Below are 24,182 nucleotides of genomic sequence, written 5' to 3'. Positions count from 1 at the left end.
TCCATTTTCACAATGAGGACTGGTCCGGCGCGACAGCATGGCTCCTCCGCAACAGCCCCAACTGCCGGGCAGCAGGCAGCCACAGCAGCAGTTGCGCACGCAGCGCCTCTTCCACCATGCCCGCCGCCTCCATCGCCTCACTCATGGCTTCGCCCGCGGAGACGCCCTGTCTCATGGCGTGCAACAACCGCCACTGCCACAACTCGAGCTCATGGCACCGCACCCGCCATTGCGCCCGCGCCACGGCAAGGAAGCAGGCGACAGGCGCCGGGATCGGGGGCGCATTCTCTTCGACAGCCAGCGCCAGGCAATACTCATGCACCGGCAAACTGGTCTCCAGCAGCCTGACGCAATCAGGCACGCTGTAAGCCGCCAGCGGCTCGCCGACCGCCAGCAATGCCAGCCAATCGTCCTGCGGTTCCTGCTTCGCCGCCTCCACGCCCTCTCCCCTCAGCGCTTCGGCATACGCCCGCTCCAGCCTGGCCAACTCCAACGGCAGCCTGCACTCAACCGCATCCGGATCCGGCTGGCTGGCTGCCAGGAAAGCGGCGAAGCCTTCGCCCAGATCGTGCAACGACGGCGAGCGCGAAGGCCGGGAAGCCAGATAGCCGCGGGCAAGCAGATCGAACATGGATGGCCCAAGCAGCTTGCCCAGCATCGGATAGTCCGCCCGCAGGCACTCCAGCAAACGCATCCAGTAACCATGATGGTAAACGCCGATCCGCGAGCGACGGTCGCCCTGCGGCGGCTCGGCCACCATTTCCTCGTCCAGACCGTAGTTGGCTTGCGCCAACGCCAAACCATGTTCCAGACCACCTCCGGCGGTCATCGCCGTCAGCAGCCACAGCTGGCTGTCAAGCAAGGCAGGCTGGCTCATGGCTTTCCTTTCCGCCCGGCAGCGTTTCCGGCGCGCGCTCCGCCAGCAGACGCCTTGCCTTGTCCAGTTCGGCCAGCAGCTCCGGATACGGCGGGATGTCGGCATCCCACTCCAGCAGCGTGCTGACGCCGCCGCAGCGCCGTTGCGCCAGCAGATACAGTTCCCAGACGCGTTCCGGCACCGGATGGTCGTGGGTATCGATCAGGCAGTCGCCGCAATCGCTGGGGCCTGCCAGGTGGATCTGCACGATGTGGTCGGCCGGCAACTGCCGTATGTAATGCTCGGGATCGAAGCCGTGGTTGTACCCGGACACATAGACGTTGTTGACGTCCAACAGCAGGCCGCAGCCGCTCTCCTCAGCCAGGCGGGACAGAAAGGCCCATTCCGGCATGGTGGAGTGGGCGAACTGCAGATAGCTGCTGGGGTTCTCCAGCACCAGCGGCCGGCCCAGCGCGTCCTGCGCCTGCAAGACGCGGTCTTTCACATGGCGATAGCTTTCCTCGGTCAGCGGCAGGGGTAGCAGGTCGTGCGAATTGACGGACGCCACGCCGCTCCAGCACAGATGGTCGGACAGCCACGCCGGCCGCAACTCCTCGGCCAGCCGGCGCAGCTGTTCCAGATAGCCCCGATTCAGCGGGTCGCAGCTTCCTATGGAAAGCGACACCCCGTGCATGACAATGGGCACGGCTTTCCTCACTCGGTCCAGCACATGCCTGGCATAGCCGCGATGGCCGATGAAGTTTTCGCTGATGATCTCGAACCAGTCGACGCCGGCGCCATGCTCCGCGATATGCTGCAGATGGGTATTGCGCAAGCCGACGCCGAAGCCGAGATTCGGCAAGCCTAATCTGGGCTCAGTCACATCTCTCTCCCATCAGGTCGAAGGCGGCAGGGCCACGCGCAGCGGCGTCGGGTTCGGCGGCTCGCTGACATTCACCTGCTTGGCGGCCATCACCTCGCGATAAGCCTGCCAGGCCTTGTCGTACACCGCTTCGCCGACATCGAAATCCAGCGTTTTCGGCAAGGGCTCGCTGCTATGCTGCGGCCCGACGAACTGGTACAGCTTCATCTTGCCCTGGCTGGGGAATAGCTGGGACGCCGAGATCGGCACCGCGCAGCCGCCGAAGCTGGCGCACTTGTTGTCGCTGGGGGCGCTGTAGACGTCCGAGCCGGGCGTGGGCCCTCTGCACTGATTGCCCTCAGAACAAGTGCCAGGCGCGCCAAGCATGCCTCCTGAGGCCGGCGCTTGCGCGCCATACGTCGCACCGCCAAAACCCCGGGGGGCATGCGCATGCATGTTTGGAGCCGCGCGGCGCATCGCGGAACAGGAGCCGCCGCCGCTGTCGCTCTGCACAAAGCCGCAGCCGCCTTCCGCCTTGCAGCTGTTGGAGCCGCGGCAGGTGTGGTAAATCTCGATGGCTGCGCAGCTGGAGCCGGTAGAGCCATCCAGGCTCATGCCCTGGCAAGCGTGGTAGAGCTTGCCCGCCTCGCGCTGCCCCACGCCCAGCGACAGATTCGGCGCTTTGCCGAACACCGCCCAGCACAGGGAGACGCGATCGCCGGAACCGACCATGGACGGATAAGGGAAGCTGGCTTGCTGGTTTTCCCAGTAGCTGTCCAGCACCGTGGTGATGCCGGCAATGGCGCCTACCGACACCTGGCTCAGCACCGAATACATCGAGCGATCCTGCTTCAACGTGTTCAGCGCGTCCGCCACCTGTTCCGGCGCGGGAATGTTCTTGGGCGCGGCGGCCGGGTTGAATTCGGTATTGGTCAGCATGCCGGCCGTCCAGCGGTTGCCCTTGGCGTGCCATTGCTCCCAGGTTTCCACCCGGCGCAGCATCAGATAGAGCTCGGTGAAGCGCTCGTAGTGCGTCCATTCCGCGCTGTCGCAACGCGCGGCGGCATCCGCGGACGGCACTTCGCCGCCCGCGCCGTCATAGGAGGGATAATCCACCTCCAGGGCCGAACGGTCTTCACGGTACGGCTCCTTCACCTCTTGCAGCATGGCGCCGCGGCGATAGCGTCGCAGGCTGATCTCCGCGCCCTCGCCCTGGTCGGTGATGGCCGCCATCATGTCTATGGCCTTGTTGAACGAGCTGTCGCAGCCGCAGAAATCTTCGGGCGTGAATTGCGTGGACAGCTGCGGGAATTCCTTCAGCGGATGGCTGGGATTGCTCGCGCCATGCACGTTGAACAGGTCCTGCTGCACCGAGTCCGACACCGCCAGCTTGTCCCACAGCGTTTTGCCGTCGGTGTACTCAATGCTGATGTATTGGGCCAGACACTCGTACATCCAGCCTATGGTGCCGAACATGGGCAGGTCCCGCACGGTCATGCTCGGCTTCCAGCCGGCGAACGGCACTTGCGGGAAATAGCGGGCCTGCACTTGCTGCGGCTGCTTGGCCAGCTCCGCGCGCGCCGCGCCTTCCGGCTGCTCGATGGCGCGGAACAACGCGATCTGGTTCTCGTTCAGCGCCTCCAGATTGACCCGCACGCTGTTATAGGTGCTGGTGTCGCGCAAATTGATGATGTGGGGCAGCACCGATTGTTGCGGCCCGTAGCAGATCCAGCCCAAGTCCTTGTCCACCAGCGCCGGGGGCGTGAAGTCCGGCTTGACGCCCATGGCCGTGGCCAGATTGCCCGCCATCTGCAGATGCAACATTTCCTGGATGAACACGCTGAACACGATGTTGAAGGCGCGCTGGTTGTCGTCGGAGGGATGCGCGACCGGCGCCGCGCCGGGCCATTGCCGGCCGCGATAGTAGTCCTGATTCTTGCTGTTGATCTGGTGGGTGCCCTGAATCGAGTACATCGTGGTCATGTACAGCGGAATCGTGAACAGTTCCACGCTGACCGCCGCCTGGATAATCGCCCGGGCGGCGGATTTATCGCTTTCCAACTCGCTCAGGCTGCGGTCCGTGATCGGCTTCAGGCTGGCGCCAAGAACAGGTATCGGCATCTCATCCTCCTAAGGGCTCGCGCAAGGCGCATGGCAGGGTGCTGCCTTATGACTTTAGGAATTTCGATGAAATAGGAAAGTGCATATGCACCAAACTAAGAAATAGTACTTAGACCCGCTAACAAAACCGATCAATAAATCGCAGGCAAATCAATGGGACAGGAAGCAGCGGCCGCAGTGACTTCCAAAGCTTCCGACAACGGACACGTCAAAAATTTTAAGCCTGTCACACCTCTATGATTTAAAGGTATTACATGCATACTTGTTGCCATAGTCTGTCAAAGCCAGCAATAGCAAGGGTTTCAGGACGGGGAGCAAGGAGGACCGGTCAACCAAATCCAGCGGTCAATGTTCTGATAATAATGGTCAGTTTACACAGAACCTCAGACACGCTCCGGCGTCATGCTGGTGATTTCGGACGCTCACGAGGGCTTGAAGGCCGCCATCGCGCAAGCGTTCTCCGCGACCTGGCAGCGCTGTCGCGTGCATTTCATGCGCAACGTCCTGGTTTGCGTGGCCAAGTCGCATCAGGGGCTGGTCAGCAGCTTGATTCGGCAAGTGTTCCAGCAGCCAGATGCTGCCAGAGCCCATGAGGCATGGCGACAAGTGGCCGATAAACTGAGGCCAAAGTTCGCCAAGGCGGCAGCCATCATGGACGACGCGGAATATGACGTGCTGGCGCACTTGGACTTCCCGGCCGCGCATCGGGTCAAGATCCATTCGACGAATACGCTGGAGAGGCTGAACAAGGAAATCAAACGCCGCAGCAATGTGGTCGGGATCTTTCCGAACGAAGCCAGCATCCGTCGCTTGATCGGCGCGGTGCTGATGGAGCAGAACGAGGAATGGCAGTTACAGAATCGCTATATGCCGCAGCATTCGATGGGCGAGCCTGCCGATACGCTGACCGATAACACCGCCCCGTTACTGGGGATGTAAACCCAAAACCGGACCGGAGTTCAGGCCAAAGTATTTACACCACCTTGACGGACGCAATCGACAATAAAATTAGATCACAAAAAAACACAACGCATTGATTTACAAAGACACCATCAGCTTTTTCATAAAAATAAAGTTGCTCCAAAGAAGAATCATCAAGCCCTATCACCTCCAACCTCGCCAACAATAAAGTTGTACCCCTGGCTCCAAGGCGCACTCGAGCACGTCGGTCAACTCTTGCAAGGCACATACGGTTCGTCTTGCACCGCAGCACCTTCGCCCGAGTCTCTGTTCCTGTAGAAGCAACACGCCCTCCTTAGGGGGCATTCACTACACCTCGGCATCCTTGGCTTACATATGGTTGCAGCAAGGTCGAGCATTGCCCAATTGAGCTCCACTGGATCCAGCTTCGCCAAGACAAGATACGCAGTGGAATGCAGTAGCCGATTGGCACGCCTGGGTTTTAAGTTGGATATTAAGTGGGTTGATAAAGTTAGGGATATTAATTCGCTTGTTCCTCAGTTAAAAAAGATGGGGGATTTTGATCTTATTTTGATGGATTGGAATTTGGGAGAAAAAGAAAATGATGGGGCTGTAGTTGCAAAACGGCTTCGTAGTGGTTTTCATACAGAAATTGTTTTCTATAGCTCTGCCTCTCCATCTGATCTGCGTCGAGCGATCTTTGAGCAGGATATCGATGGAGTATATTGTACAAGAAGAGATAGTCTAACAGCTGAGGCAATGGCAGTTATTAACAACACAATTAAGAAGGTGTTAGATCTGAATCATATGCGGGGGCTTGTAATGTCAGCTGTTAGTGATTTCGATTTTCAAATTGATGAGAGTATAAGGCTACGCTACGAGCAACTTGACGCTGGGGAGAAAGAAGCATTAGTTGATTCAATACGTCAAAGGATCATCAAGGTCTGTAATAGTAATGTAGAGCAAATTCAAAAGCTGAGTGAAATACATGGTATTGAAGAAATAATTGAACACAGATCATTTAGCAGTGCCTTGAAATGCCAGGTTTTAAATAGTATTTTGTCTACGAAGGAAGATGATCGAACTGTGGCTGATTTGTTGGCTGTGTTGGGTAGGTATGATTCTGAAATCATAAAACCCAGAAATGCATTAGCGCACGCTCGCCCGATCGAGAAGGATGGAAAAATTACATTTAAAGGGCGAGATATTGAATTTAATGATGAAGAGTTTAGAAAAATAAGGCTAAATCTTATCGCCCATGAAGAAACACTATCTGATATCAGAAGCGTAATTGCTGCAGGGGGCCTAAATTGAACGGCACTTTTTATTGAATTCTACAGATATAGATCCCCCCACTTGATCACGTGTGAAGAGTCATGATCGTGTGGGGTTTTTCTATATTGGATATGGCAATCTATGTGGAGCTGTGCTTTATTTTTCAAAGCTCAGAACAATGGGTTTTATGCTGTCGTCCATCCTGAGCGTGGATACCGCAGCGAGAGAGTCAAATTCTCGATCGAGATCCATGACCAACTGCTTATTGGCTAGCAGGAAACGTATTACCGTCAGCCCTTCGCCAGACTGAAATCCATGGGTCTGCTCCAGCCAGCGACAAAAGCCTTTGATTGCCATAGAGCCAGCAGAATGCCAGTTCTCACGGACTACCCTTACTCGATCCTGCCAATACCCCTCGTAAGGCACTTGCGTACCATCAAGCGAACGCATTGGGTGCAACCATTGCAAGTTTTTGACCCGTTCTGCGGGTAGCTCGACATCAGTCACCACACCCCAGTCTACTTTCTGCAGCTCCCAGTACCGGCGCTCGATCTCGAATTTCTCTATCACTCTTTTGTCATCGAGCTCAACATGGGGCTTGAACGTTCGAGCAATGACCCGGCTGCCTGAAGCATCAGACACATCCACAACAAAGTCCGTGGTCATGACGAGGTCTGTCTGGGTCTGGGTGTCGCGTGGATGCAAAACACCAATGTCGGTAGCAATCTGGCGGGTGATCTCCCGATCAAGGGGAAACTGCTCCCGTATATCGACAACCGAGTCCTCCCAATCAAACATCAGGAATAAGCCGGTCTCGCCATCTGATAGCAGGTGATGGATGCGGGCAGCTTTCCATCCTGATATGCGGCTGACCCTGCCACTTGAAGGGACATCCTGAATGGTCAACCACGGTTTGTAAGCCGCCAGGTGCCCTGTACCCCTATTGGAGAGCACTACAAGGAAACAAGCGCTCTTCTTTCTCGCTGCGAAAGTCGCCAATCCTTCACAGACAAGTATTCTTCTCCTCAGTTTTAGCTTTACCAAAGTTAGCATGATGAGTTTTCTTGACAAATCCTAAATCACAAAAGCTTTAAAGGGTAAAATCAGGAGGAACAAAGCCCGGCAGGTAAACCTGCCGGGCTTTGTTACATCTTTGTTGCCCAAGATAAATCTTTATTGTTTAAGATAAATATTTATTGTCTGCAAACAGATCATAGTCAATGCCGCTGAGCAAACCTTATTCGACCGTCACCGACTTAGCCAAATTCCGCGGCTTGTCTACATCCGTGCCGCGCGACAGCGCGACGTGGTAGGCCAACATCTGCACCGGGATGGTGTGGACGATGGGGCTGAGGATGCCCACGTGGCGCGGGGTGCGGATCACGTGCACGCCGTCGGACTCGCTGAAGTGGCTGTCGGCGTCGGCGAACACGAACAGCTCGCCGCCGCGGGCGCGCACTTCCTGCATATTCGACTTCACTTTTTCCAACAGCGAGTCATTGGGGGCGATCACCACCACCGGCATGTTTTCGTCCACCAGCGCCAGCGGGCCGTGCTTCAGCTCGCCGGCCGGGTAGGCTTCCGCGTGGATATAGGAGATTTCCTTCAGCTTCAGCGCGCCTTCCAGCGCGATCGGATAATGCAGGCCGCGGCCGAGGAACAGCGCGTCGTCCTTGGCGGCGAAGCGCTCGGACCAGGCCTTGATCTGCGGCTCCAGGTTCAGCGCGTGCTGCACGCTGCCCGGCAGATGGCGCAGTTCGTCCAGGTATTGCGCTTCCATCTCGGCGGACACGCGGCCGCGGGTCTTGCCCAGGGTCACGGCCAGCGCGAACAGGCCCACCAGCTGGGTGGTGAAGGCCTTGGTGGAAGCTACGCCGATTTCCGCGCCGGCGCGGGTGTAGAACACCAGGTCGCTGGCGCGCGGGATGGCGGATTCGCGCACATTGCAGATGGACAGCGCGTACTGGTGGCCCAGCTCCTTGGCGTACTTCAGCGCCTCCATGGTGTCCAGCGTCTCGCCGGACTGGGAGATGGTGACGATCAGGTGCTTGGGATTGGCGAAGGCGTCGCGGTAGCGGTATTCGCTGGCGATTTCCACGTCGCAGACGATGCCGGCGATGCTTTCAATCCAGTACTTGGCCGTCATGCCGGCGTAGTAGCTGGTGCCGCAGGCCAGAATCTTCACGCCTTCCAGTTGCGGCAGAATGGCGGCGGCAGCTTCTCCAAACAGTGCCGGATTGAAGCCGGCGTCCTGCACCGCTTCGATGGTGTCGGCCAGCGCCTTCGGCTGTTCGTGGATTTCCTTCTGCATGAAGTGGCTGTACGGGCCCAGCTCCAGCGAGGCCAGCGACACGTCGGACAAATGCACCGGGCGTTCGATGGCCTGGTCGTGCTTGTCGATCAGCTTGACGCCGTCGCGGGTCAGGTGGCCGATGTCGCCCTCTTCCAGGAAGATCACGCGGCGGGTAGCGGACAGGATGGCGGAGACGTCGGAGGCGATGAAGTTTTCGCCTTCGCCCAGGCCCACCAGCAGCGGGCAGCCCATGCGCGCGCACACCAGTTCATCCGGGCGGTCTACAGCGATCACGCCGATGGCATAGGCGCCGGTCAGCTCGCGGGTGGCTTTCTTCACCGCGTCGAACAAGCTGCTGCCGGCCTGATAGTAGTGATGCACTAGGTGGGCGATCACTTCGGTGTCGGTTTGCGACTCGAAGGCGTAGCCCAGGTCCTTCAGACGCTGGCGCTGTTCTTCGTGGTTTTCGATGATGCCGTTGTGCACCACGGCGATCTTGCCGAAGGAGATGTGCGGGTGGGCGTTGTATTCGGTCACACCGCCGTGAGTGGCCCAGCGGGTATGGCCAATGCCGAGCTGGCCTTGCAATCCTTCCTCTGCCGCGGCGCCTTCCATTTCGGCCACGCGGCCAACGCGGCGCACGCGGCGGATTTCGTCGCCGGCCAGCACGGCCACGCCGGCGGAATCATAGCCGCGGTATTCCAGCCGCTTCAGGCCATCCACCAGAATCGGAACGATATTACGCTGCGCGATGGCGCCGACAATGCCGCACATTACTTTCTCCTAGAGTGTTCTTGATGAGTGGGCGCGCAAATCAGCGTGACGCCCTTCGCTTGAATCTTGTCTCTGGCGTCTTGCGCCAGGCCGTCGTCGGTCACCAGGGTGTGGATCTTGCCCCAGGGCAACTCCAGATTAGGGATGCGGCGGCCTATTTTTTCCGACTCCACCATCACGATCACCTCGCGCGCCACATCCGCCATCACGCGGGAAAGGCCGACCAGCTCGTTGAAAGTGGTGGTGCCGCGCTCCAGGTCTATGCCGTCCGCGCCGATGAACAGTTGGTCAAAATCGTAGGAGCGCAGCGCCTGCTCGGCGATCTGGCCTTGGAACGACTCGGAATGCGGATCCCAGGTGCCGCCGGTCATCAGCAGCGTGGGTTCGTTTTCCAGTTCGCGCAGCTGACCGGCCACGCTGAGAGAATTAGTCATCACCACCAGGCCGCGCTTGCTGCCCAAGAGCGGGATCATCGCGCTGGTGGTGGTGCCGCTGTCCACGATCACGCGGTTGTGATCGCGCAACCTTTCCGCCGCCGCGCGGGCGATGGATTGCTTTCGCTTCGAAACTTTATCCGCATCCGGCTCCGCCATCATCTCGCTTGGCAGCGACACCGCGCCGCCATAGCGGCGCAACAACAGGCCGCCGGTTTCCAGCAACGCCAGGTCTTTGCGAATGGTGACTTCAGATGTGGCGAAACGCTGGGTCAGCGCTTCCACGCTGATTTCGCCTTTTTCCTGCACCAACGCCGCGATGGCATGGCGGCGCTGCTGAGTGTTTCGTTTCGTCATCTTAAGTTTCGTTTCGAAAGTTTTTGAATGATAACGCGCCGCAAAATGAAAGGCAAGATGGCTTCAAACCCCAGCTTCGCCGCTTAGACCACAAACCTCTTGGCAAAATGCATTTGTCATTGCAAAATCAGCATAATCGTTGCCTGCTCCATGATGAAAGAAAATGCCGCCATGCCAAGCCTGTTCGGATCGCCCGCCTTCTCCCAACGAGAGCAAGCCCTGCAAATCCTGGCACGGACCGGGATTGGCAAAGCCAACTATGCGCCGCCGCTATTCAAACTGTTATGGCGCTTGGGGCTGAATTGCCCTCCGCCGCATTTCCTGCCGTTTTGGCAGGCGACACTCTTATTAAGCGGATTCTTCGGCCCCGCCTGGGCGGCCTGGATGTGGCTTTTTGACCATTTCTTTTCCTGGCCGCAGCCAAGTGGTCTGGTCCGCTTGCTCTCCATGCTTTTCACCGGCTCGCTTTTTGGCCTGACCATGGCGCTTTATTACGCTTATGGTCGTCGCAAATACCGCCTGCCAAAATGGGAAGCGCTTATTTCTTCCATCGAAAACCCCAAGCTTGAGTAAACGAATCCGCCAAAGAACAACGCCCTGTTCTCTTTGGAAGAAAACAGGGCGCCGCGCATCAAAGACAGGTCGACGGCATCAGCCGCCATTGCTCATCAGGATTTTTTCTCCGGCCGCTTCCAGCCCGGCACCGTAACTTGCCGAGCGCGCGCCACGGTCAACGCACCGGCCGGAGCGGTTTTGTTGATCACCGAGCCCGCGGCGATGGTCGAACCGTTTTCAAGCGTCACCGGCGCCACCATCAAAGTGCCTGAGCCAACAAATACGTCGTCGCCGATAACAGTTTTGAACTTGTTGACGCCGTCGTAGTTGCAGGTGACGGAACCGGCACCGACATTGACCTTGCGGCCGATCTCGGCGTCGCCGATATAGGTCAGATGGTTGACCTTGGAGCCGTCGCCGATTTTGCTCTTCTTCACCTCGACAAAGTTGCCGATGTGCACATGGCTGGCCAATTCCGCGCCGGGACGCAGGCGGGCGAAGGGGCCGATCTTGCAGGCTTCGCCCACCACCGCATCCTCCAAGTGCGAGAACGGCGCGATGACAGTGCCGGCGGCTACTTTGACGTTTTTCAGCACGCAGTTGGCGCCGATTTCCACATTGTCGCCCAGCTCCACCACGCCTTCGAATACGCAGCCGACGTCGATGCTGACGTCCATGCCGTGCTTCAGCTCGCCGCGGATGTCGATGCGCGCCGGGTCGGCCAGCGTGACGCCGGCCTCCAGCAAAGCGCGCGCCTGGTTGGCTTGCAGAATGCGCTCCAGCTCGGCCAGCTGCAGCTTGTTATTGACGCCGGCAGCTTCCCAGCTGGCATCGACGCTGGCGCTTTCCACCGCCACGCCGTCTTTCACCGCCAGTTCCAGCACGTCGGTCAGATAGTATTCGCCTTGGGCATTGCCGTTTTTCAGCGCGTTGAGCCACGCCGCCAATTGCGCGTTAGGCAGCGCCATCATGCCGGTGTTGATTTCGCGGATAGCCAGTTGCTCCGGCGTGCAATCCTTGTGCTCTACGATGGCTTTCAGCTTACCGTCTGCGCCACGCACCATGCGGCCGTAGCCGCTGGCGTCGGCCAGCACGTCGGTCAACACGGCCATGCCCTGACCGGCGGCGTCGATCAGCCGCTGGAGCGTGGCGGTCTTGGTGAGCGGCACATCGCCGTACAGCACCAGGGTTTTGCCGTCTTGCGGCAGATGAGGCAAGGCCATTTTCAAAGCGTGGCCGGTGCCCAGTTGTTCGGTTTGTTCGGCCCAGATGATGTCGCTGTCTGTTATGCGCGCGCGTACTTGTTCTCCGCCATGGCCGTATACCACCACCAGACGGGCGGGGTTCAAATTGCGGGCCGTGCGAATGACTCGCGCCAGCATCGGCGCGCCGCCGATGGGATGCAGTACCTTGGGCATGCTGGAATACATGCGCTTGCCCTTGCCGGCGGCAAGGATGACGATATTCAGACTATCCATGATATTTCTTCAGTTGAGCCGAAAATGAAAAAGGCTGCCACAGATGTGGCAGCCTTGCACTATACACGATTGCATCCCACGTAATCAGTGAGCGCGCTTCTTGAGGTAGTCCAGCGTCTTGAGTTCGGCAATCGCCACCGCCAGTGCGGCGTGGGCTTTGGCCGTGCTCATGTCGTCGGTCGCGTGCTTGAGGGCATCCTCGGCAGCGCGTTTCGCCTCATTGGCGCGGGCCTCATCGAGATCCTCGCCGCGGATCGCCGTATCGGCGAGCACGGTGATCAGGCTCGGCTGCACTTCCATCATGCCGCCGGACACCGCCACCAGTACTTCTTCCTTGGCGCCCGGCACCTTCAGACGAAGCACGCCGGGCTTGATACGGGTCAGGAGCGGCACGTGTTGCGGGTAGACGCCGATCTCGCCTTCGGTAGCCGGCGCGACGACGAATTCCGCCTCGCCAGAGAAGATGAGTTGTTCGGTGCTAACCACTTCCACACGCATCTTGGACATGCGCCCTCTCCTTAGTTAAGGGTCTTGGCTTTCTCGGCAGCTTCTTCGATCGAACCAACCATGTAGAACGCTTGTTCCGGCAGGTGGTCGTATTCGCCAGCGAGAATGGCCTTGAAGCCCTTGATGGTTTCGCGCAGCGGCACGTATTTGCCCGGGGAACCGGTAAATACTTCGGCCACGTGGAACGGCTGGGACAGGAAGCGCTGGATCTTACGGGCGCGAGCCACGACCAGTTTGTCTTCCTCGGACAGTTCGTCCATACCCAGAATCGCGATGATGTCGCGCAGTTCCTTGTAGCGCTGCAGAGTGGACTGCACGCCGCGGGCAACCGAGTAGTGCTCGTCGCCAACCACCAGCGGATCCAGCTGACGCGAAGTGGAGTCGAGCGGGTCCACGGCCGGGTAGATACCCAGCGAGGCGATGTCGCGCGACAGTACCACGGTAGCGTCCAAGTGGGCGAAGGTGGTCGCCGGGGACGGGTCGGTCAAGTCATCCGCAGGGACGTATACGGCCTGGATGGAGGTAATGGAACCATCCTTGGTCGAAGTAATACGCTCTTGCAGACGGCCCATTTCCTCGGCCAGCGTCGGCTGGTAGCCCACGGCGGACGGCATACGGCCCAGCAGAGCGGACACTTCGGTACCGGCCAGCGTGTAGCGGTAGATGTTGTCCACGAACAGCAGAACGTCGCGGCCCTTGCCGTTTTCGTCCTTCTCGTCGCGGAAGTGCTCGGCCATGGTCAGGCCGGTCAGGGCTACGCGCAGACGGTTGCCCGGCGGCTCGTTCATCTGACCGTACACCATCGCTACCTTGTCCAGAACGTTGGAGTCCTTCATTTCGTGGTAGAAGTCGTTACCTTCACGGGTACGCTCACCCACGCCAGCGAACACGGACAGACCCGAGTGGGCCTTGGCGATGTTGTTGATCAATTCCATCATGTTGACGGTCTTGCCCACACCGGCGCCGCCGAACAGACCCACCTTACCACCCTTGGCGAACGGGCACAGCAGGTCGATCACCTTGATGCCGGTTTCCAGGATGTCGGAGGCGGCCGACAGTTCGTCGAACTTCGGCGCAGGCTGGTGAATGGCGCGACGCGCTTCGGTCGCTACCGGACCCGCTTCGTCCACCGGGTTGCCCAACACGTCCATGATGCGGCCGAGGGTGGCGGCGCCAACCGGCACCGAAATCGGTGCGCCGGTATTGGCAACGGCCATGCCACGCTTCAGACCGTCGGAGCTGCCCATTGCAATGGTACGGACCACGCCGTCGCCCAGCTGTTGCTGAACTTCGAGCGTCAGGTCGGCGTCTACCAGCTTCAGGGCATCATAAACCTTCGGCATGGCGTCGCGCGGAAATTCCACGTCGATCACCGCGCCAATGATTTGTACGATTTTGCCTTGGCTCATTATCGCTTCCTAAAAATAAACTTTATGTTCCGCAAGTGGGCTACACCGCGGCGGCGCCTGCCACGATTTCCGACAGCTCGGTCGTAATCGCCGCTTGACGCGCCTTGTTGTACACCAGGCGCAGCTGCTTGATGGTGTTGCCGGCGTTGTCGGTGGCGGCTTTCATCGCCACCATACGCGCAGCCTGCTCGGAGGCCATGTTTTCGGCCAGAGCCTGATACACCACCGATTCCAGATAACGGCGCACCAGGAATTCCATCAGCGTCGTCGCATCCGGCTCGTACAGGTAATCCCACGAGTGCGAATGCTCCACCACCATATGGTGCGGTGTCAGCGGAAGCAGCTGTTCCAGCGCCGGCTCCTGCTTCATGGTGTTCACGAAGCTGGAGTACACGATGTAGACCGCATCCAGTTCGCCTTCGGCGTACTGCTTGAACAGAACCGTAAGCGGGCCAATCAGTTTTTCCATCTTCGGCGTATCGCCGAGATGAACCGCGCTTGCCACCACGTTCAAACGAGCGCGCTGGGCAGCTCCCAGGCCTTTTTGGCCCAGGCAGCAAACGTCGATCTCGACGTTCTGATCCTGCAGTTCCTTGACCTTGGCGAAGAAGCGCTTGAACGAGTTCACGTTCAAGCCGCCGCACAGGCCCTTGTCGGAGGAAACCAGGATGATGCCGGCGCGCTTGATCGTCTCGCGACGGGCAAGCAAGGGGTGACCAAGTTCCGCGTTCGCCTGAGCGAGGTGCGCCATAACCGTGCGCACCTTCTCGGCGTAAGGACGGGCAGCGCGCATACGCTCTTGCGTTTTGCGCATCTTCGAGGTCGACACCATCTGCATAGCGCGGGTGATCTTCTGCGTGTTTTGCACGCTGCGGATCTTGGTGAGAATCTCTTTACCGACTGCCATATCCTGAACCTTTCTTTAGCAACGACTTATCGTCTAAGGCTCAGTTGAAGCTGTAGCCAGCCTTGAACGATTCCATCGCCTTGGCCAGTACCTTCTCGTTGTCGGCAGACAGATCACCGGAGGCGTTCACGGCCTGCAGCACTTCGGCGTGGTTGGCACGCACGTTGGCCAGGAACTCGGCTTCGAAAGCCAGAGCCTTCTTCACCGGAACGTCTTCGTAGCTGCCCTTGTTCACCGCCCACAGGGTCAGCGCCATTTCCGCGGTCGACAGGGTGGAGAACTGCTTTTGCTTCATCAGTTCGGTCACCACTTCACCGTGGGACAGCTGCTTGCGGGTGGCTTCGTCCAGGTCGGAGGCGAACTGCGCGAACGCAGCCAGCTCGCGATACTGAGCCAGCGCCAGACGGATACCGCCGCCGAGCTTCTTGATCACCTTGGTCTGAGCGGCGCCGCCCACGCGCGATACCGAGATACCGGCGTTGATGGCCGGACGGATACCCGCGTTGAACAGGTCGGTTTCCAGGAAGATCTGGCCGTCGGTAATCGAAATCACGTTGGTCGGAACGAACGCGGATACGTCGCCGGCCTGGGTTTCGATGATCGGCAGCGCGGTCAGCGAACCGGTCTTGCCCTTAACGGCGCCGCCAGTCAGCTTTTCCACTTCGTCTTCGTTGATGCGCGCAGCGCGCTCCAGCAGACGGGAGTGCAGATAGAACACGTCGCCCGGGTAGGCTTCGCGGCCCGGCGGACGGCGCAGCAGCAGCGAGATCTGACGGTAGGCGACAGCTTGCTTGGACAAGTCGTCGTATACGATCAGCGCGTCTTCGCCGATGTCGCGGAAGTATTCGCCCATCGCGCAGCCGGAGTACGGGGCGATGAACTGCAGGGCGGCGGCTTCGGAAGCGGTAGCGGCCACGATGATGGTGTGACCCATCGCGCCATGCTCTTCCAGCTTGCGAACCACGTTGGCGATGGAGGAAGCCTTCTGACCTACGGCTACGTAGATGCAGATGACGCCATTGCCCTTCTGGTTGATGATGGCGTCCAGAGCCACGGCGGTCTTGCCGGTCTGACGGTCGCCAATGATCAGCTCACGCTGGCCGCGGCCAACCGGAACCATGGAGTCGATCGACTTCAGGCCGGTTTGCATCGGCTGCGATACCGATTGACGCGCGATCACGCCCGGGGCGATCTTTTCGATCGGGGACGATTTCGTGGCGTTGATCGGACCTTTGCCGTCGATGGGCTGACCCAGGGCGTTGACCACGCGGCCAATCAGCTCCGGACCAACCGGCACTTCCAGAATGCGACCGGTGCACTTGACTTCGTCGCCTTCGGAGATGTGCTCGTACTCGCCCAGAACCACGGCGCCGACAGAGTCGCGCTCCAGGTTCATGGCGAGGCCAAAGGTGTTGCCCGGGAATTCGAGCATTTCGCCCTGCATCACATCGGCCAGGCCGTGGATGCGGACGATACCGTCGGTCACGGAGATAACCGTGCCCTTGGTGCGAACTTCAGCGCCTTCAGCCAGATTCTGGATCTTGGCCTTGATCAGATCGCTGATTTCAGAGGGGTTCAACTGCATGATCTCTCCTAATTCTTGAGGCTTGCTGCCATAGCTTGCAGTTTGCCGCGCACGGAAGCATCGATGACGTCGTCGCCGACCGACACGCGAACGCCACCGATCAGATCGGCGTTCTCACGCACATCAAGACGCACGGTCTTGCCGTACTTCTTGGAAAGCATGGTGGTCAATTCGGCTTTCTGGTCACCGGACAAAACAAAAGCGGACTCCACCTGGGCGTCCACGATGTCTTCCGATTGCGCCTTCAGCAGTTCAAACTGCGCGGCGATTTCTGGCAGCAGCGTCAAACGGGCGTTCTCGATCAGCGCGGCGATGAAGCGTTTCACGTCATCGTTGCCGCGCGAGCCGAGCACATCCAGCATCAGCGCCTCAACCTCTTGTGCGGTATGTTTCGGATTGGTGACTACTTGCGCCAGATCCGGGTTATTCACCATGGCAGCCAGCCACGACAGCGCATCCGACCACTGGTCGAGCTTGCCCTGTTCCGTGGCGAGGCTGTATACCGCTTCGGCGTAGGGCCTTGCGACGGTAATGAGTTCTGCCATGAGTTAATTAAAACTCCGCTTTGATGGAGGCAAGCAGGTCGGCGTGCTTGGCAGCGTCGATCTCCTTGCGCAGGATCTTCTCGGCGCCGGCCACGGCCAGGTCAGCCACTTGCGCGCGCAGAGCTTCCTTGGCGCGCAGGACTTCCTGATCGATCTCAGACTTGGCGTCGGCCACGATGCGGGCACCTTCGGTGCGTGCCGCGTCTTTGGCTTCGTCCACGATCTGATTGGCGCGCTTCTCGGCGGCAACCACGATCTCGGTGGCCTGCTGCTTGGCCTTGCGGATTTCGTCCGCAACGCGCTTTTCAGCGGCTTCCAGATCTTGCTTGCCACGCTCAGCAGCGGCCAAGCCATCAGCGATACGCTTGGCCCGCTCATCCATCATGTTGGTAAGCGGAGGCCAAACAAACTTCATGGTGAACCATACCAGGATGGCGAACGAGATCGCCTGGCCCAGTAGTGTTACGTTGAATTCCACGCTTGTTTTCCTCCAGAGTATGACTACAACAACCGTTTACCAATCCGTAGAAAACGGATTAGTGAGCAGCCTTAACGATAGCCAGGGCAGCGGACAGGAACGGGTTGTTGAAGGTGAACAGCATGGCAACACCAACACCAATCATGGAGATCGCGTCCAGCAGACCGGCGATGATGAACAGCTTGGTTTGCAGAACCGGGATCATTTCCGGCTGGCGAGCGGAGGACTCGAGGAACTTGCCACCCAGAATGGCGAAGCCGATAGCGGTGCCCAGAGCGCCAAAACCAATGATCAGAGCAGCGGCCAGTGCGGTCATCGACTGAATCTGAGAAACGAGTGCTTCCATTGTGTATCTCCTAAGACTTAATGCAAGGATGGTTGGTAAAAACGTAAGTAAAATTTACAGCGAAATCAGTGCTTTTCCACTGCCAGGCTCAGGTACACGATGGTCAGCATCATGAACACGAAGGCCTGCAGGGTGATGATCAGGATGTGGAAGATGGCCCACGGCGCACCCAGGATCCACTGCAGATACCACGGCAGCAGCGCGATCAGGATGAAGATCATTTCGCCGGCGTACAGGTTGCCGAACAAACGAAGAGACAGCGAAATCGGTTTGGCGATCAGTTCCACAAACTGCAGCGCCAGGTTGATCGGGGCCAGGATGACGGCGGCCACCGGGCTGCTGGCGTGGAACGGCGCGCTCAGCAGTTCCTTGCCCCAGCCGCCCAAGCCCTTGGCCTTGATCGAGAAGGCGATAATCAGGATCAGCACCGACAGCGACATGGCGAAGGTGGTGTTCACGTCAGCGGACGGCACAACGCGCAGGTAAACGTGGTGCGGCTCCAGACCGAAGAAGGTGAAGCCGACCCACTGGGCGATCATCGGGAACAGGTCAACCGGGAACAAGTCCATGAAGTTCATCAGGAACACCCAGCAGAAGATGGTCAGCGCCAGCGGGGCGATCATCTTGCTCTGGCCGTGGAAAATGTCGCGGACCTGGGTCTGCACCATTTCCAGAATGCTTTCGATGAACAGCTGCAAGCGGCCCGGATTCTCCAGCTTGGCATTGCGCGCCACCATGGCGAACACGCCGGCGAAGATGAAGCCGAGGATCAGCGAGATGGAGAAAGTATCAACGTGCAGGCTCCAGAAGCCGGCCGACGGGTCCGAATTCCAGAAGGTAAGGTGGTGCTTGATATAGTCTGTTGCGTTGCTTGCCATCGCTCTTTTCTCAATTTTTGATTAGAAGCCCGAAGCCGTAACCGGAGATGGCGGCAAAGAACCCACCGAGAAAGCCGGCTACGGACAAATCCTTGAAACTCGCCAAGACCGCCCCACTTAACAGTACGGTCAGGCAAAACTTTACCGCTTCGGCCAGAAAATGCGCCTTGATCAGCTCTGCGGGCGGCACATGGCGCTTGGCGTAAGCGATCCTGGCATACACCAGGGCCGGCACCAACACCACCAAACCGCCCAGCAGCGCGGACACCGCCGTCGCCGGGCTGCCGCCACTGACGAGTAGCGCGATCACTACAGCCAAGCCAGTCAAACTGGCCTGCAGACGCAGCACGCGCCTCACTTCCGGATTCACCATGGTCGTCAGTGCAAAAAAACCGCTGGATTATAGGCTTTGAGCATCCTTTGCGTCAACTTCGCCAAATCACGGTTTTTGCAGCGCAACAGACTCATTTTTGGGGATTTTTTTGCAGCCTCTCCAGCAAAAAATCCAGCTCGTCCAAGCTGGCGTATTCTATGACCAGCTTGCCGTTGCCGCTGTTGCCGTGGCGAATGCTGACCCGTGCGCCGATGGCCTCGGAGACTTGCTCTTCCAGCCTGGAAACATCCGGATCAACTCGCTTTTGCGGCGAAGAAACTGTCTCTTTTTGCACAGCATGCTGTTGGACTTTTCTTTCCACTTCGCGCACCGACAGCCCCTTGCGCGCCACCTCGTTCGCCAGCTCCAGCTGGGCGACGGTCGGCAAGGACAGCAAAGCGCGGGCATGGCCCATTTCCAGCTTGCCCTCGTGCATCATCTGCTGCAGCGGCTCCGGCAACACCAAGAGACGCAATAGATTGGACACCGCGCTGCGCGAGCGGCCCACCGCGTCGGCGGCGGCTTCGTGGGTCAGGCCGAACTCGTCGATCAGGCGCTTGATGCCCTGCGCCTCTTCGATCGGGTCCAGCTCCTGGCGCTGGATGTTCTCGATCAGCGCCATCGCCAGCGCGGCCTCGTCCGGCACGCTCTTGATCACCACCGGCACTTCGGCCAGGCCCGCCTTGCGCGAAGCGCGCCAACGGCGTTCGCCGGCGATCAGCTCGTAATCGCCCAGGCCCAATTCACGCACGATCAAGGGCTGGATGATGCCCTGCGCGCGGATGGAAGCGGCCAGTTCGTCGAGCGCGGTTTCATCCATGAAGCTGCGGGGCTGATATTTGCCGGGACGGATGCTGTCGATGGGAAGGGTGGAAAGTCTGTCGTCCACCGCGTCAACGGTGGACAGGAGCGCGTCCAGACCGCGCCCCAATCCTTTTAATTTGGCCATATTGTCAGACGGTGGGAGTTGCGGTTGCGGGTTCGAGTCGTTCGACCAGCTCTTGCGACAGCGTGATGTACGCTTGCGCGCCGCGCGAGTTGCGGTCGTAGACCAAGCCCGGCAGGCCGTGGCTAGGCGCCTCGGCCAGGCGCACATTGCGCGGGATGACGGTTTGGAACACCTTGTCGCCGAAATGGCGGGCCAATTGCGCCGAAACCTGTTGAGACAGGTTGTTGCGGGCATCGAACATGGTGCGCAGCAAACCCATGATCTCGATCTTGGGATTGACGGCGACGCGCACCTTGCGCAGCGTAGTCACCAGATCGGACAGGCCTTCCAACGCGTAGTATTCGCACACCATCGGGATCAGCACGCTCTCGGCCGCCACCAGGCCGTTCAGCGTCAAAAGGTTCAGCGACGGCGGGCAATCGATCAGCACGTAGTCGTACTGGTCGGCCACTTCAGCCAGGGCGCTCTTCAAGCGCGCCTCGCGCGCCAGCTCGTTGACCAGCTCCAGCTCGGCGCCGCCCAGATTGCGGTTGGCGGGCAGCACATGGTAGCCGCCGGCCTTGGCGTCCTGGCGGGCCTCCTCGATGGTGGCCTCGCCCAGCAGCACTTCATAGCCGGACTTCTCCAGCGGCTGCTTGGGGATGCCGCTGCCCATGGTGGCGTTGCCCTGCGGGTCCAGATCGACGATCAGCACCCGCTTGCCCAGCTCGGCCAAACCGGCCGCCAGATTGACGACGGTGGTGGTCTTGCCCACCCCGCCCTTCTGGTTGGCCACCGCGATCACGCGTGGATTCATTGCAGCACCATCCTCACCAGATGGCGTTCGGCGTCCAGCCCCGGCACCGTTACCGGCAGCACCTCCGAAACCGCCACGCCTTGCGGCAGCAAGGCGATTTCCTCATACGGATACACGCCCTTCATCGCCACGTACTGGCCGTCCTCAGCCATCAAGTGGAGAGTCAGCTTGACGAATTCGGACAGCTCCGAAAACGCGCGGCTGGTGATGCGATCGAACTTCTGTTCCGGCTGATAGGCCTCCACCCGGTCGGTGATCACCTGCACATTGGGCAGGCCCAGCTCCATCACCACCTGGCGCAGGAAGGTGGTTTTCTTGTGATTGGAATCCAAGAGCACCACCTGCAGATCCGGCCGCGCGATGGCGGTGGGGATGCCCGGCATGCCGCCGCCGGAGCCCACGTCCAGCATGCGCGTGCCGCCGGCCAGGTGCGGCACCAGGCTCAGGCTATCCAGCAGATGATAGCTGACCATGCGCTCTTCCTGGCGGATGGCGGTGAGGTTGTAGGTCTGATTCCATTTGACCAGCAGCGCCAGATAGCGCTGCAGCAGCTCCACTTGCGGCTCGGTCAAATCCAGCGCCAGTTGCGCCAGCCCCTGTTTCAATTCAGCGATATGTTGTGTCATGCGGTCTTAGCGTCGGTGAAGCCGCGTTTCAGGTGCACCATCAACAGGGCGACGGCGGCCGGGGTGATGCCCTGGATGCGCGAAGCCTGGCCCAGCGTCTCGGGACGCTGCTGGTTCAGCTTCTGTTGCACTTCCTTGGACAGACCCTTGACCAGACTGTAATCGATGTCGCCCGGCAGACGGATGTCTTCCAGATTGTCGCGGCGCGCCAGCTCTTCGTTCTGGCGATTGATGTATCCCTGGTATTTGACCTGAATTTCCACCTGCTCGGCAACCACGTCGTCAAGTCCCGGCGCGCCTTCGGCCGCTTCCGGCACCGTCATCAGCTCGCTGTACGGCACATTCGGGCGCTTGAGCAGGTCCATCAGCGTGTATTCGCGCTCGATAGGCTTGCCCAGCACGCGCGCCAGCGCCTCCGGGTCTTGCAGCTTGGACGGATGCACCCAGGTGGCTTGCAGACGGGCCTTCTCGGCCTCCACGGCATCGCGCTTGCGGCAGAAGGCGTCCCATTGCTCGTCGCCGACCAGGCCCAGCTTGCGGCCCATCTCGGTCAGGCGCAGATCGGCGTTGTCCTCGCGCAACTGCAAACGGAATTCGGCGCGGCTGGTGAACATGCGGTAAGGCTCGGACACGCCCTTGGTGATCAGATCGTCCACCAGCACGCCCAGATAAGCCTCGTCGCGGCGCGGACACCAGGCATCCAGCTCGCGGGCATGCAAGCCGGCGTTCAGGCCGGCCAGCAAGCCTTGCGCGGCCGCCTCTTCGTAACCGGTGGTGCCGTTGATCTGGCCGGCGAAGAACAGGCCCTGGATGGCCTTGGTTTCCAGCGAGGCCTTCAGGCCGCGCGGGTCGAAATAATCATATTCAATGGCATAGCCGGGGCGCAGGATGTGCGCGTTTTCCAGGCCGCGGATGGAGCGCACCGCCGCCAGCTGGATGTCGAACGGCAGGCTGGTGGAAATCCCGTTCGGATAGAATTCGTGGGTGGTCAGGCCTTCCGGCTCCATGAACACCTGATGGCTGTCCTTGTCGGCGAAGCGGTTGATCTTGTCTTCGATCGACGGGCAGTAACGCGGGCCCACGCCTTCGATCACGCCGGTGAACATCGGGCTGCGGTCGAAGCCGCTGCGGATGATCTCGTGGGTGCGCTCGTTGGTGTGGGTGATCCAGCACGGCAGCTGCTTGGGGTGCATGTCGCGCTTGCCGCGATAGGAGAACACCGGCTCAGGCGTGTCGCCCGGCTGCTCTTCCATCACGCTGAAATCGACGCTGCGGCCGTCGATGCGCGGCGGCGTGCCGGTTTTCAGCCGGCCCACCGGCAGGCTCAGCTCGCGCAGGCGTTCGCCCAGCGTGGACGCGGCCTGGTCGCCGGCGCGGCCGCCGGTGTAGTTTTCCATGCCGACGTGAATTTTGCCGGACAGGAAGGTGCCGGCGGTCAGCACCACGGTCTTGGCGCGGAAGGTGATGCCGATGGCGGTGATGGCGCCGACGACGCGGTCGCCTTCGATCAGCAGATCATCCACCGGCTGCTGGAACAGCGTCAGATTGGGCTGGTTCTCCAGCATCTCGCGGATGGCCGCCTTGTACAGGATGCGGTCGGCCTGGGCGCGGGTGGCGCGCACCGCCGGGCCCTTGGAGGCATTGAGCGTGCGGAACTGGATGCCGCCGATATCGGTGGCCAGCGCCATCGCGCCGCCCAGCGCGTCCACTTCCTTAACCAGATGGCCCTTGCCAATGCCGCCTATCGACGGATTGCACGACATCTGGCCCAGGGTCTCGATGTTGTGGGTCAGAAGAAGCGTGGCGCATCCCATGCGCGCCGCGGCCAGCGCGGCCTCGGTGCCGGCATGGCCGCCGCCCACCACTATCACGTCGAAGCTAGTCGGATAAATCATGGCAAAAGCAAAGAGCTGAGTAAAAACGGCCCATTCTACGCCAAAACGGTTTGGCTGATAAGTCCTTGATTTCAATACGCCGCCGCTTGTCATCCTCTCTTCAATACATTGTCACTCGACGGTCATTCCAACGACATCGCGCCGTCAAACTGTCCGCCTAGCATGAAAGCCATCACAACAAGGGGCAAAACATGCTGCTAAATGAACAGCTTGCGGAACGGGTCAAGCCACGCCTCGCCGTGCGCCTGGCCAAGTCCGCCGAAGACATCCGCCGCGCCCAGAAGCTGCGCTACGATATTTTCGCCGGCGAAATGGGCGCGGAACTGGCATCGCAGGATCTGGGCATCGATTGCGATGAATACGATGAATTGTGCGACCACCTGATTGTGGAAGACCACAACAGCGGCCTGGTGGTGGGCACCTACCGCATGCTGTCGCCCGCCAACGCGCGGCGCGCGCCCAGCTTGTATTCCGAACATGAATTCGATCTATCCCGCCTGTCCCATCTGCGCGACGGGCTGATCGAAGTGGGCCGCTCCTGCGTGCATCGCGATTTCCGCTCCGGCGCCGTCATCGCGCTGCTGTGGTCCGGCCTGGCCGACTATGTGCAACAACAGGGCGGCGCCTATCTGGCCGGCTGCGCCAGCGTGTCGCTGACCGACGGCGGCCACCAGGCCGTGAGCCTGTACCGCCAGCTGGAAGGCCAATACCTGTCGCCGCCGGAATGGCGCGTGTTTCCGCACCTGCCGCTGCCGCTGGACCGGGTGATAGACGACACCGCCGCGGTGCCGCTGCCGCCGCTGATCAAGGGCTATCTGCGCGCCGGCGCCCACGTCTGCGGCGAGCCGGCCTGGGATCCGGACTTCAACTGCGCCGACTTCTTCATGCTGCTGCCGATGAGCCGGCTGAACGCCCGCTACAACAAGCACTTCGTCGGCTGAGCCTTCCCCTCCCCCGCCAAG

The 24,182-nt window shown here is 59.9% G+C and carries 23 protein-coding genes and 1 pseudogene; 4 read left to right on the top strand and 20 right to left on the bottom strand.

Annotated elements, in window-relative coordinates; genetic code table 11:
• Window positions 1–7: 7 nt before the first annotated feature.
• From NKT35_RS09920 to NKT35_RS09910, 3 genes are read right to left on the bottom strand one after another with little or no spacing between them, the layout of a single operon-like run.
• A complete protein-coding gene (locus NKT35_RS09920) occupies window positions 8–877 on the bottom strand; it encodes an HvfC/BufC N-terminal domain-containing protein (protein WP_254300916.1) in 870 nt (289 codons plus the stop codon).
• A complete protein-coding gene (bufB, locus tag NKT35_RS09915) occupies window positions 855–1,739 on the bottom strand; it encodes an MNIO family bufferin maturase (protein WP_254300914.1) in 885 nt (294 codons plus the stop codon). The genes NKT35_RS09920 and bufB overlap by 23 nt, the downstream gene beginning before the upstream one ends.
• Window positions 1,740–1,751: 12 nt before the next feature.
• Window positions 1,752–3,839 (bottom strand): ferritin-like domain-containing protein, encoded by a 2,088-nt coding sequence (locus tag NKT35_RS09910; protein WP_254300912.1) that lies wholly within the window; start codon window positions 3,837–3,839, stop codon window positions 1,752–1,754.
• Window positions 3,840–4,235: 396 nt separating this feature from the next.
• Here NKT35_RS09910 and NKT35_RS09905 point away from each other — a divergent pair.
• Window positions 4,236–4,778: pseudogene (locus tag NKT35_RS09905) on the top strand (IS256 family transposase); the annotation flags it as partial.
• Between the two features lie 447 nt (window positions 4,779–5,225).
• Window positions 5,226–6,074, top strand: coding sequence for a hypothetical protein (locus NKT35_RS09900; RefSeq protein ID WP_254300910.1), 849 nt, complete (start codon window positions 5,226–5,228; stop codon window positions 6,072–6,074).
• A 117-nt stretch (window positions 6,075–6,191) separates the two neighbouring features.
• Here NKT35_RS09900 and NKT35_RS09895 read toward each other — a convergent pair whose 3' ends face one another.
• From NKT35_RS09895 to NKT35_RS09885, 3 genes are all read right to left on the bottom strand, one after another.
• Window positions 6,192–7,088, bottom strand: coding sequence for a TnsA endonuclease N-terminal domain-containing protein (locus NKT35_RS09895; RefSeq protein WP_254300908.1), 897 nt, complete (start codon window positions 7,086–7,088; stop codon window positions 6,192–6,194).
• Between the two features lie 184 nt (window positions 7,089–7,272).
• Window positions 7,273–9,102, bottom strand: coding sequence for a glutamine--fructose-6-phosphate transaminase (isomerizing) (gene glmS / locus NKT35_RS09890; RefSeq protein ID WP_254300906.1), 1,830 nt, complete (start codon window positions 9,100–9,102; stop codon window positions 7,273–7,275).
• Window positions 9,102–9,893 carry a DeoR/GlpR family DNA-binding transcription regulator gene (locus tag NKT35_RS09885; protein WP_254300905.1) on the bottom strand — a complete coding sequence of 264 codons (792 nt, stop codon included), beginning with the start codon at window positions 9,891–9,893 and terminating at the stop codon, window positions 9,102–9,104. Before NKT35_RS09885 ends, glmS begins: the two co-directional genes overlap by 1 nt.
• Window positions 9,894–10,043: 150 nt before the next feature.
• Here NKT35_RS09885 and NKT35_RS09880 point away from each other — a divergent pair, with 150 nt between their 5' ends.
• Complete coding sequence (locus tag NKT35_RS09880) at window positions 10,044–10,466, top strand: DUF6404 family protein (protein WP_254300903.1); 423 nt, start codon at window positions 10,044–10,046, stop codon at window positions 10,464–10,466.
• Between the two features lie 95 nt (window positions 10,467–10,561).
• Here NKT35_RS09880 and glmU read toward each other — a convergent pair whose 3' ends face one another.
• The 14 genes from glmU to mnmG form a co-directional block, all read right to left on the bottom strand.
• Window positions 10,562–11,926: a bifunctional UDP-N-acetylglucosamine diphosphorylase/glucosamine-1-phosphate N-acetyltransferase GlmU gene (gene glmU / locus NKT35_RS09875; RefSeq protein ID WP_254300896.1), complete on the bottom strand. Its 1,365-nt coding sequence runs from the start codon at window positions 11,924–11,926 to the stop codon at window positions 10,562–10,564.
• A gap of 84 nt (window positions 11,927–12,010) precedes the next feature.
• Entirely contained in the window at window positions 12,011–12,433 is a 423-nt protein-coding gene (locus NKT35_RS09870; protein ID WP_076226530.1) for a F0F1 ATP synthase subunit epsilon, read from the bottom strand.
• Between the two features lie 11 nt (window positions 12,434–12,444).
• Window positions 12,445–13,842 carry a F0F1 ATP synthase subunit beta gene (atpD, locus tag NKT35_RS09865; RefSeq protein WP_254300894.1) on the bottom strand — a complete coding sequence of 466 codons (1,398 nt, stop codon included), beginning with the start codon at window positions 13,840–13,842 and terminating at the stop codon, window positions 12,445–12,447.
• A gap of 40 nt (window positions 13,843–13,882) precedes the next feature.
• The gene (atpG, locus tag NKT35_RS09860; RefSeq protein WP_254300893.1) at window positions 13,883–14,749 is read right to left on the bottom strand and encodes a F0F1 ATP synthase subunit gamma; all 867 of its coding nucleotides are present in this window, start codon (window positions 14,747–14,749) and stop codon (window positions 13,883–13,885) included.
• 40 nt (window positions 14,750–14,789) lie between these two features.
• Window positions 14,790–16,334 carry a F0F1 ATP synthase subunit alpha gene (atpA, locus tag NKT35_RS09855; RefSeq protein WP_254300891.1) on the bottom strand — a complete coding sequence of 515 codons (1,545 nt, stop codon included), beginning with the start codon at window positions 16,332–16,334 and terminating at the stop codon, window positions 14,790–14,792.
• 8 nt (window positions 16,335–16,342) lie between these two features.
• On the bottom strand, window positions 16,343–16,879 hold the full coding sequence (locus NKT35_RS09850; protein ID WP_254300889.1) for a F0F1 ATP synthase subunit delta: 537 nt from the start codon (window positions 16,877–16,879) through the stop codon (window positions 16,343–16,345).
• Between the two features lie 7 nt (window positions 16,880–16,886).
• On the bottom strand, window positions 16,887–17,357 hold the full coding sequence (locus NKT35_RS09845; protein WP_254300887.1) for a F0F1 ATP synthase subunit B: 471 nt from the start codon (window positions 17,355–17,357) through the stop codon (window positions 16,887–16,889).
• A 58-nt stretch (window positions 17,358–17,415) separates the two neighbouring features.
• On the bottom strand, window positions 17,416–17,703 hold the full coding sequence (gene atpE / locus NKT35_RS09840) for a F0F1 ATP synthase subunit C (RefSeq protein ID WP_254300885.1): 288 nt from the start codon (window positions 17,701–17,703) through the stop codon (window positions 17,416–17,418).
• Window positions 17,704–17,768: 65 nt separating this feature from the next.
• Window positions 17,769–18,581 carry a F0F1 ATP synthase subunit A gene (gene atpB, locus NKT35_RS09835; RefSeq protein WP_254300883.1) on the bottom strand — a complete coding sequence of 271 codons (813 nt, stop codon included), beginning with the start codon at window positions 18,579–18,581 and terminating at the stop codon, window positions 17,769–17,771.
• Window positions 18,582–18,591: 10 nt separating this feature from the next.
• Window positions 18,592–18,930, bottom strand: a complete 339-nt coding sequence (locus tag NKT35_RS09830) for an ATP synthase subunit I (RefSeq protein WP_254300881.1) — start codon at window positions 18,928–18,930, stop codon at window positions 18,592–18,594.
• Between the two features lie 115 nt (window positions 18,931–19,045).
• A complete protein-coding gene (locus NKT35_RS09825; RefSeq protein ID WP_254300876.1) occupies window positions 19,046–19,903 on the bottom strand; it encodes a ParB/RepB/Spo0J family partition protein in 858 nt (285 codons plus the stop codon).
• A gap of 4 nt (window positions 19,904–19,907) precedes the next feature.
• A complete protein-coding gene (locus tag NKT35_RS09820; RefSeq protein WP_254300869.1) occupies window positions 19,908–20,699 on the bottom strand; it encodes a ParA family protein in 792 nt (263 codons plus the stop codon).
• A complete protein-coding gene (gene rsmG, locus NKT35_RS09815) occupies window positions 20,696–21,325 on the bottom strand; it encodes a 16S rRNA (guanine(527)-N(7))-methyltransferase RsmG (RefSeq protein ID WP_254300867.1) in 630 nt (209 codons plus the stop codon). Before rsmG ends, NKT35_RS09820 begins: the two co-directional genes overlap by 4 nt.
• Window positions 21,322–23,220: a tRNA uridine-5-carboxymethylaminomethyl(34) synthesis enzyme MnmG gene (gene mnmG, locus NKT35_RS09810; protein WP_254300865.1), complete on the bottom strand. Its 1,899-nt coding sequence runs from the start codon at window positions 23,218–23,220 to the stop codon at window positions 21,322–21,324. Before mnmG ends, rsmG begins: the two co-directional genes overlap by 4 nt.
• 191 nt (window positions 23,221–23,411) lie before the next feature.
• Here mnmG and NKT35_RS09805 point away from each other — a divergent pair, with 191 nt between their 5' ends.
• Window positions 23,412–24,161, top strand: coding sequence for a GNAT family N-acetyltransferase (locus tag NKT35_RS09805; protein ID WP_254300863.1), 750 nt, complete (start codon window positions 23,412–23,414; stop codon window positions 24,159–24,161).
• Window positions 24,162–24,182 lie beyond the last annotated feature (21 nt).

This window comes from Chromobacterium sp. IIBBL 290-4 (assembly GCF_024207115.1).
GTDB lineage: Bacteria > Pseudomonadota > Gammaproteobacteria > Burkholderiales > Chromobacteriaceae > Chromobacterium.
This window is presented reverse-complemented; position numbering and strand designations above follow the sequence as displayed.

What these genes read in the sequence shown, in the direction of transcription:
- NKT35_RS09805 (WP_254300863.1), top strand. Translation starts at nt 23,412, where the DNA reads ATGCTGCTAAATGAACAGCTTGCGGAACGGGTCAAGCCACGCCTCGCC.
- atpA (WP_254300891.1), bottom strand. Translation starts at nt 16,334, where the DNA reads ATGCAGTTGAACCCCTCTGAAATCAGCGATCTGATCAAGGCCAAGATC.
- atpB (WP_254300883.1), bottom strand. Translation starts at nt 18,581, where the DNA reads ATGGCAAGCAACGCAACAGACTATATCAAGCACCACCTTACCTTCTGG.
- NKT35_RS09880 (WP_254300903.1), top strand. Translation starts at nt 10,044, where the DNA reads ATGATGAAAGAAAATGCCGCCATGCCAAGCCTGTTCGGATCGCCCGCC.
- NKT35_RS09820 (WP_254300869.1), bottom strand. Translation starts at nt 20,699, where the DNA reads ATGAATCCACGCGTGATCGCGGTGGCCAACCAGAAGGGCGGGGTGGGC.
- NKT35_RS09920 (WP_254300916.1), bottom strand. Translation starts at nt 877, where the DNA reads ATGAGCCAGCCTGCCTTGCTTGACAGCCAGCTGTGGCTGCTGACGGCG.
- NKT35_RS09825 (WP_254300876.1), bottom strand. Translation starts at nt 19,903, where the DNA reads ATGGCCAAATTAAAAGGATTGGGGCGCGGTCTGGACGCGCTCCTGTCC.
- glmS (WP_254300906.1), bottom strand. Translation starts at nt 9,102, where the DNA reads ATGTGCGGCATTGTCGGCGCCATCGCGCAGCGTAATATCGTTCCGATT.
- atpG (WP_254300893.1), bottom strand. Translation starts at nt 14,749, where the DNA reads ATGGCAGTCGGTAAAGAGATTCTCACCAAGATCCGCAGCGTGCAAAAC.
- NKT35_RS09885 (WP_254300905.1), bottom strand. Translation starts at nt 9,893, where the DNA reads ATGACGAAACGAAACACTCAGCAGCGCCGCCATGCCATCGCGGCGTTG.
- glmU (WP_254300896.1), bottom strand. Translation starts at nt 11,926, where the DNA reads ATGGATAGTCTGAATATCGTCATCCTTGCCGCCGGCAAGGGCAAGCGC.
- atpD (WP_254300894.1), bottom strand. Translation starts at nt 13,842, where the DNA reads ATGAGCCAAGGCAAAATCGTACAAATCATTGGCGCGGTGATCGACGTG.
- NKT35_RS09870 (WP_076226530.1), bottom strand. Translation starts at nt 12,433, where the DNA reads ATGTCCAAGATGCGTGTGGAAGTGGTTAGCACCGAACAACTCATCTTC.
- rsmG (WP_254300867.1), bottom strand. Translation starts at nt 21,325, where the DNA reads ATGACACAACATATCGCTGAATTGAAACAGGGGCTGGCGCAACTGGCG.
- NKT35_RS09910 (WP_254300912.1), bottom strand. Translation starts at nt 3,839, where the DNA reads ATGCCGATACCTGTTCTTGGCGCCAGCCTGAAGCCGATCACGGACCGC.
- atpE (WP_254300885.1), bottom strand. Translation starts at nt 17,703, where the DNA reads ATGGAAGCACTCGTTTCTCAGATTCAGTCGATGACCGCACTGGCCGCT.
- NKT35_RS09895 (WP_254300908.1), bottom strand. Translation starts at nt 7,088, where the DNA reads ATGCTAACTTTGGTAAAGCTAAAACTGAGGAGAAGAATACTTGTCTGT.
- mnmG (WP_254300865.1), bottom strand. Translation starts at nt 23,220, where the DNA reads ATGATTTATCCGACTAGCTTCGACGTGATAGTGGTGGGCGGCGGCCAT.
- NKT35_RS09850 (WP_254300889.1), bottom strand. Translation starts at nt 16,879, where the DNA reads ATGGCAGAACTCATTACCGTCGCAAGGCCCTACGCCGAAGCGGTATAC.